The organism is Actinobacillus ureae ATCC 25976 (genome assembly GCF_000188255.1).
Taxonomy (GTDB): Bacteria; Pseudomonadota; Gammaproteobacteria; order Enterobacterales; family Pasteurellaceae; genus Actinobacillus; species Actinobacillus ureae.
Genome location: NZ_GL831080.1, coordinates 1,217,988 through 1,222,965 on the forward strand (window position 1 = coordinate 1,217,988; position 4,978 = coordinate 1,222,965).

The window sequence follows — 4,978 nt, forward strand, 5'->3', positions numbered from 1 at the left end:
AACAATGAGCGTATTCAAGTAAATTAAAAGGACTCAGCCCTGTACAATACAGAACTCGGTCCTTAAATTAAACAGTCTAACTTTTGGGGTCAGATCAATCGGATAGCCCTTATTATTTTTTGAAAATTATGCATTCTCTTTTGCAAATTTATCCATAAACTGGATTAATGCTTCTACACCTTCAATCGGCATCGCATTATAGATAGAGGCACGCATACCACCTAACACTTTGTGTCCTTTTAAGGTATGCAAGCCACAAGCAGTCGCTTCTGCTACAAATTTTGCATTTAATTCATCATTATCTGTACTAAATGTCACATTCATTACCGAACGATTCGCTTCCGCAATATAATTGCGATAGAAAGAACTGTTGTTCAAGTAATTATAAAGTAATGCCGCTTTTACCGCATTACGTTTTTCAACTGCGCCCAAACCGCCTTCTTTGATTAAATGCTTAAATACCAATGAGCATAAATACCAAGCGAATGTAGGCGGAGTGTTGATCATCGAGTCCGTATTAACTTGCGTTTCGTAATTCCAAATTGAAGGGGTTGCTGTGCGAGCTTTACCAATCAGATCTTCACGTACAATCACAATCGTAATACCTGCCGGCCCCAGATTTTTTTGCGCACCTGCATAAATTAAACCGAATTTGCTGATATCAATTTGCGTCGAAAGAATATCAGATGACATATCCGCTACTAAAACCGCATTGCCCACATTTGGGATCTGCTTAATTTGTACACCGGTGATCGTCTCATTAGTACAATAGTGAACATAATCATATTGTTCAGCAATGTCGCTAAAATCGGTACGGGTTACCGCAATCACGCCATTTTGATCTTTTTCAAAGATGTTGATCTCATCAATTTCACAGAAATTACGTGCTTCTTTCGCAGCCATACCCGACCAATGACCGCTATTTAGATAAAGTGCTTTACCCTTTGCTCCAATTAAGTTCATTGGCACTGCAGCAAATTGCCCACGTGCACCGCCTTGCAAAAACAGAATTTTATAATTTTGCGGAATGTTATAAACCTCACGAAAATCTTGCTCAGATTGCGTTGCAAGTTCCATAAAAAACTTACCGCGATGGCTAACCTCCATTACCGAAGTACCTTGGTTTTGCCAATTTAATAGTTCTTGTTGCGCTTGTTCTAACACGGCTTTTGGCATCATTGCCGGACCTGCACTGAAATTATAAACTTGTGTCATTGTGTTTGCCTCTTATGTTTCTTTAAAACGGATTCGATCATTCTAGCGAAAACATTTGTCATTTTGAAAGCACTTTTTTAGATAAAAAAATAAAGCGGCTAAATTTGCAAAAAATTCTGCAAATTTAACCGCTTGTAAACCCCAAATTATCGACCGTGAACACGTTGTTCCAAAATTACATCCAACGTTTTTTGTTTTTGTTGAATTGATTTTTCCGGCTCCGCTTTAACTAATAAAGCGTAAATAAGATCTAAAACGAATAATTGTGACATTTTAGTGCCAATAGAATCGCCTTGCATATGTCCTTGGCGATTGCCGTTAATCAATACATAATCGGCAACATTGGTAATGGGTGAACGAATGTAATGAGTAATCGCCACAGTCTTCGCATTATTTTTACGTGCGATACGCAACGAGCTAATTACCTCATCTGAATAACCCGAATGACTGATCCCAATCACCACATCGCCTTCACGTAATAATGACGCTTGCATATACATAAAGTGGTTATTGGTTACCGCATCGGTCTGTAAGCCGATACGCATCAATTTATGTTTTGCGTCTTCTGCGGTTAACCCCGAAGAACCTACACCGAATAAGAAAATACGCTGCGCCTTTTGCAATTCTTTCACCACATTTTCTAATTCTTGAAAATCGAGCAAATTGATTGTTTCGGCAATCACGTTATTCAAACTGCTTTGCAATTTAATTGCAATTTCTTTCGGTGTATCGGTTTCCGACACATCCGTATCAAAAATCGAATTACTTTGTTTCTCTTGGGTCGCCAATTCAATCGCTAAATCCAATTTAAAATCGGTATAGCCTTTAAAACCTAAAGTACGACAAAATCGGATAAATGTCGCTTCACCGACATCAAGTTGTTTCGCTACTTCAGATAATGAGTTCTGACTGAGGATCTCCGGTTGAGCCAAAATCGCCGAGGCAATTTTCTTCTCTGTTTTGGTTAAACTAGTTTGTAATGCACCGATAGTATCTAATATTTTTCCTCGAGCAGACATAACTGCCTCCTACAAATAACTGACAGGGACTTTAACAACTAATTTTTTCAATAATTTATTTTGACCGTTTACTGCATTGCCCGGTTTATGCGGTTCATAAGGTAAAAAGATAGCAAACATATTTGGCTGTAGTACAAGCTCATTTTTATACTCAATCGCTTCCGTTAACTGATAATCGTCTTCGTCACGATATTCATCAAATTTCGCTAAATTAGGTTCGCCTAAGCCATACTCAATCATTTCTTCACCTGAAATTAATAATTGAATATCGATAAATTTGCGATGCATTTCCGCTTTCTTTTCTTCAGCCGGACTGGTTTCAAATTCCATCACGTTCATGCGAACGCCCTCTTCAAGGTCTTGCCAACCTAACGGAAGATTAACCAAATCCAATGTCTTCAATTTTTCGCATAAACGCACAAATACGGGCGGTAATGATTTAGCGTAGTCCGCTCGAGATAAATCACCTAATAACATATCGCTCCCTTACAATAATAAATTTATCAATGCTGTTTTGGTTCAACAGCCACTCCATAAATGAAGATATACTCCAGTATGTATAGCGTAAAGATTTATCCGCTAAATAACAAGCGGGAAAATAAGAAAATGAGAACTAGATCAAATTTTATAAAGCTGAAGGCACAGACCAATTAGGCTGTGCCTTCACAATGCTACTTATTCCATTTTTAATGTTAAATCCAGCTGAACCAAACATTTTTGCTCTTCTTCCAGTTCCGCCAAAATCAATGGATTTTGTCTTAAAAAGCTAGCTTCAAACTGCAATAACCATTCATTATTTGTTACGGTTAATTTTACCGATTTCGGCTCAACCGTCGCTTGTCGAGGACGATTCAGCAATACCGCTAAACGAAATAAACGCAATAATGTCATAATATCGCGATGCTGATAACGGTTAGTACTGCGAATTTCACTCCGTTTGAAGCTCTTCAAATGAAAACGCATCAGCATCGCCAATAAATTCTGTTGCTCGGAATCAAAACCCGGTAAATCGCTATGCGCAATAATGTAAGCGGAATGGCGATGCACACTATTGTGATTAATCACAATACCGATCTCATGCAGTAAGCTCGCCCACTTTAACATACTACGTAGCTCAGGGATTTGGCGGCGATTGCGCCAACTTTTCACCTGTTCAAATAGCATCAGTGCTGTGTGTTCCACTCTATTGGCTTGTTGCTGATCAATATTAAATTGCTCTGCTAGTGCTTCTGCCGTTCTTTGGCGAATATCCCCGACTTGGAAGCTCTTTTCTAAGCCATACATAACACCTTCACGAATCGCCCCGTTTGAATAACGCATCGATTCAATTCTAAAGGTATGAAATAGCGCTAATAAAATCGCCAAGCCAGGGATCAGCACATCCGCTCGCTCTTCAATTAAACCTTTTAACTGAATCTCGTTTAAGGAATTAAATTGCAAGCAAATATCAATTAAATTCTGTAAACGTTCTTCCGTAATCAACCCGTCTCGATACCCGTTGGCAATCAACACTTTTTGCACGGTTTTAATCGTTCCCGAAGATCCCAATACATTTTGCCAACCTAACTGACGGTATTCCCAAGCAAGATCCTCAATTTTTTCCATCGCCGTTTGGTAAGCATTATCAAATCGCTCAATCGTCAATTCACCACGAGGGAAGAAACGATTTGCAAAGCTCACACAGCCCATATGACGGCTCTCCGCTCTTAATGGTGTGAAATCATCACCGATCGTCATTTCCGTTGAGCCGCCGCCAATATCAACCACTAGTTTTCGACCTTTTTCCGGCTGAGTATGGCTCACACCGGAATAGATCAAACGAGCTTCTTCTTGTCCGGAAATAATTTGAATCGGGTAAGGAAACACTTGCGCTGCTTGTTTTAAAAACTCATCGTTATTGATCGCTCGACGCAAGGTATAAGTTCCGACCACTTTCACATTTTCCGCCGAAAAACCTTGTAAACGGTCGGCAAATAACGCTAAACATTCCACGCCTCTCGTAATAGCCTCTTGGCTCAAGATTCGGTGTTCATTTAAACCGTCCGCCAAGCGTACTCGACGTTTCAAACGAGAAAGTATTTGGATCGAGCCATTTACAATACGCGCAACAATCATATGAAAGCTGTTCGAGCCCAAATCAATAGCGGCAAATTCTCTAGGCGCAGACTGTTTTACTGACGATTGCATTGAAGATGACATAAAATATCCTTATAAACCGAGCGAATAAATATCAAGATATTATCACTTTTAATACAAATCTATCGACAAATTCTTCATTATTTTAAAAATTTTGATGTTTATTTATGCAAATAAACAAACCCTTGAGAAACATTTTGACGAATTTGTTTAAAAGGTCTAGGATTTATACAGATTTATTTTCACTAACCAAGAGGGTTCTCAAATGGCTGATGTAAAAAAACAAGCGTTCCAAGATATGTTGGATTATGTTCATCTTTACCGTTTAAAAAATAAATTACATCGTGAAACTGCGGATAATGATCGTAAAATCCGTGATAACCAAAAACGTGTATTGTTATTAGATAACTTAAATCAATACATCAATGATTCAATGACCGTTGAAGAGATCCGAGCAATTATCGCGAATATGCGTGACGACTACGAAAACCGTGTTGATGATTATATGATCCGCAATGCGGAACTATCAAAACAACGCCGTGAAATTCGTCAAAAAATGGCTGCACATAAAAGTTCCGCTCCGGTAAAAGACGAGAAATAATTAGGGG

Annotated in this window: 5 protein-coding genes; 1 reads left to right on the forward strand and 4 read right to left on the reverse strand. The window is 38.8% G+C overall.

Annotated features, from left to right (window positions below):
* Nucleotides 1-126: 126 nt before the first annotated feature.
* The 4 genes from serC to ppx form a co-directional block, all read right to left on the reverse strand.
* Nucleotides 127-1,215 (reverse strand): 3-phosphoserine/phosphohydroxythreonine transaminase, encoded by a 1,089-nt coding sequence (serC, locus tag HMPREF0027_RS05710; RefSeq protein WP_005622932.1) that lies wholly within the window; start codon nucleotides 1,213-1,215, stop codon nucleotides 127-129.
* A gap of 146 nt (nucleotides 1,216-1,361) precedes the next feature.
* On the reverse strand, nucleotides 1,362-2,234 hold the full coding sequence (locus HMPREF0027_RS05715) for a MurR/RpiR family transcriptional regulator (protein ID WP_005622934.1): 873 nt from the start codon (nucleotides 2,232-2,234) through the stop codon (nucleotides 1,362-1,364).
* 9 nt (nucleotides 2,235-2,243) lie between these two features.
* A complete protein-coding gene (gene nanQ / locus HMPREF0027_RS05720; RefSeq protein WP_005622936.1) occupies nucleotides 2,244-2,711 on the reverse strand; it encodes an N-acetylneuraminate anomerase in 468 nt (155 codons plus the stop codon).
* A gap of 198 nt (nucleotides 2,712-2,909) precedes the next feature.
* Nucleotides 2,910-4,433, reverse strand: coding sequence for an exopolyphosphatase (gene ppx, locus HMPREF0027_RS05725; RefSeq protein ID WP_005622938.1), 1,524 nt, complete (start codon nucleotides 4,431-4,433; stop codon nucleotides 2,910-2,912).
* A 202-nt stretch (nucleotides 4,434-4,635) separates the two neighbouring features.
* Between ppx and HMPREF0027_RS05730 the strand changes: the two genes are divergently transcribed.
* On the forward strand, nucleotides 4,636-4,971 hold the full coding sequence (locus tag HMPREF0027_RS05730; RefSeq protein ID WP_005622939.1) for a DUF496 family protein: 336 nt from the start codon (nucleotides 4,636-4,638) through the stop codon (nucleotides 4,969-4,971).
* The last annotated feature ends 7 nt before the right edge of the window (nucleotides 4,972-4,978 follow it).

What these genes read in the sequence shown, in the direction of transcription:
- serC (WP_005622932.1), bottom strand. Translation starts at nt 1,215, where the DNA reads ATGACACAAGTTTATAATTTCAGTGCAGGTCCGGCAATGATGCCAAAA.
- HMPREF0027_RS05715 (WP_005622934.1), bottom strand. Translation starts at nt 2,234, where the DNA reads ATGTCTGCTCGAGGAAAAATATTAGATACTATCGGTGCATTACAAACT.
- nanQ (WP_005622936.1), bottom strand. Translation starts at nt 2,711, where the DNA reads ATGTTATTAGGTGATTTATCTCGAGCGGACTACGCTAAATCATTACCG.
- ppx (WP_005622938.1), bottom strand. Translation starts at nt 4,433, where the DNA reads ATGTCATCTTCAATGCAATCGTCAGTAAAACAGTCTGCGCCTAGAGAA.
- HMPREF0027_RS05730 (WP_005622939.1), top strand. Translation starts at nt 4,636, where the DNA reads ATGGCTGATGTAAAAAAACAAGCGTTCCAAGATATGTTGGATTATGTT.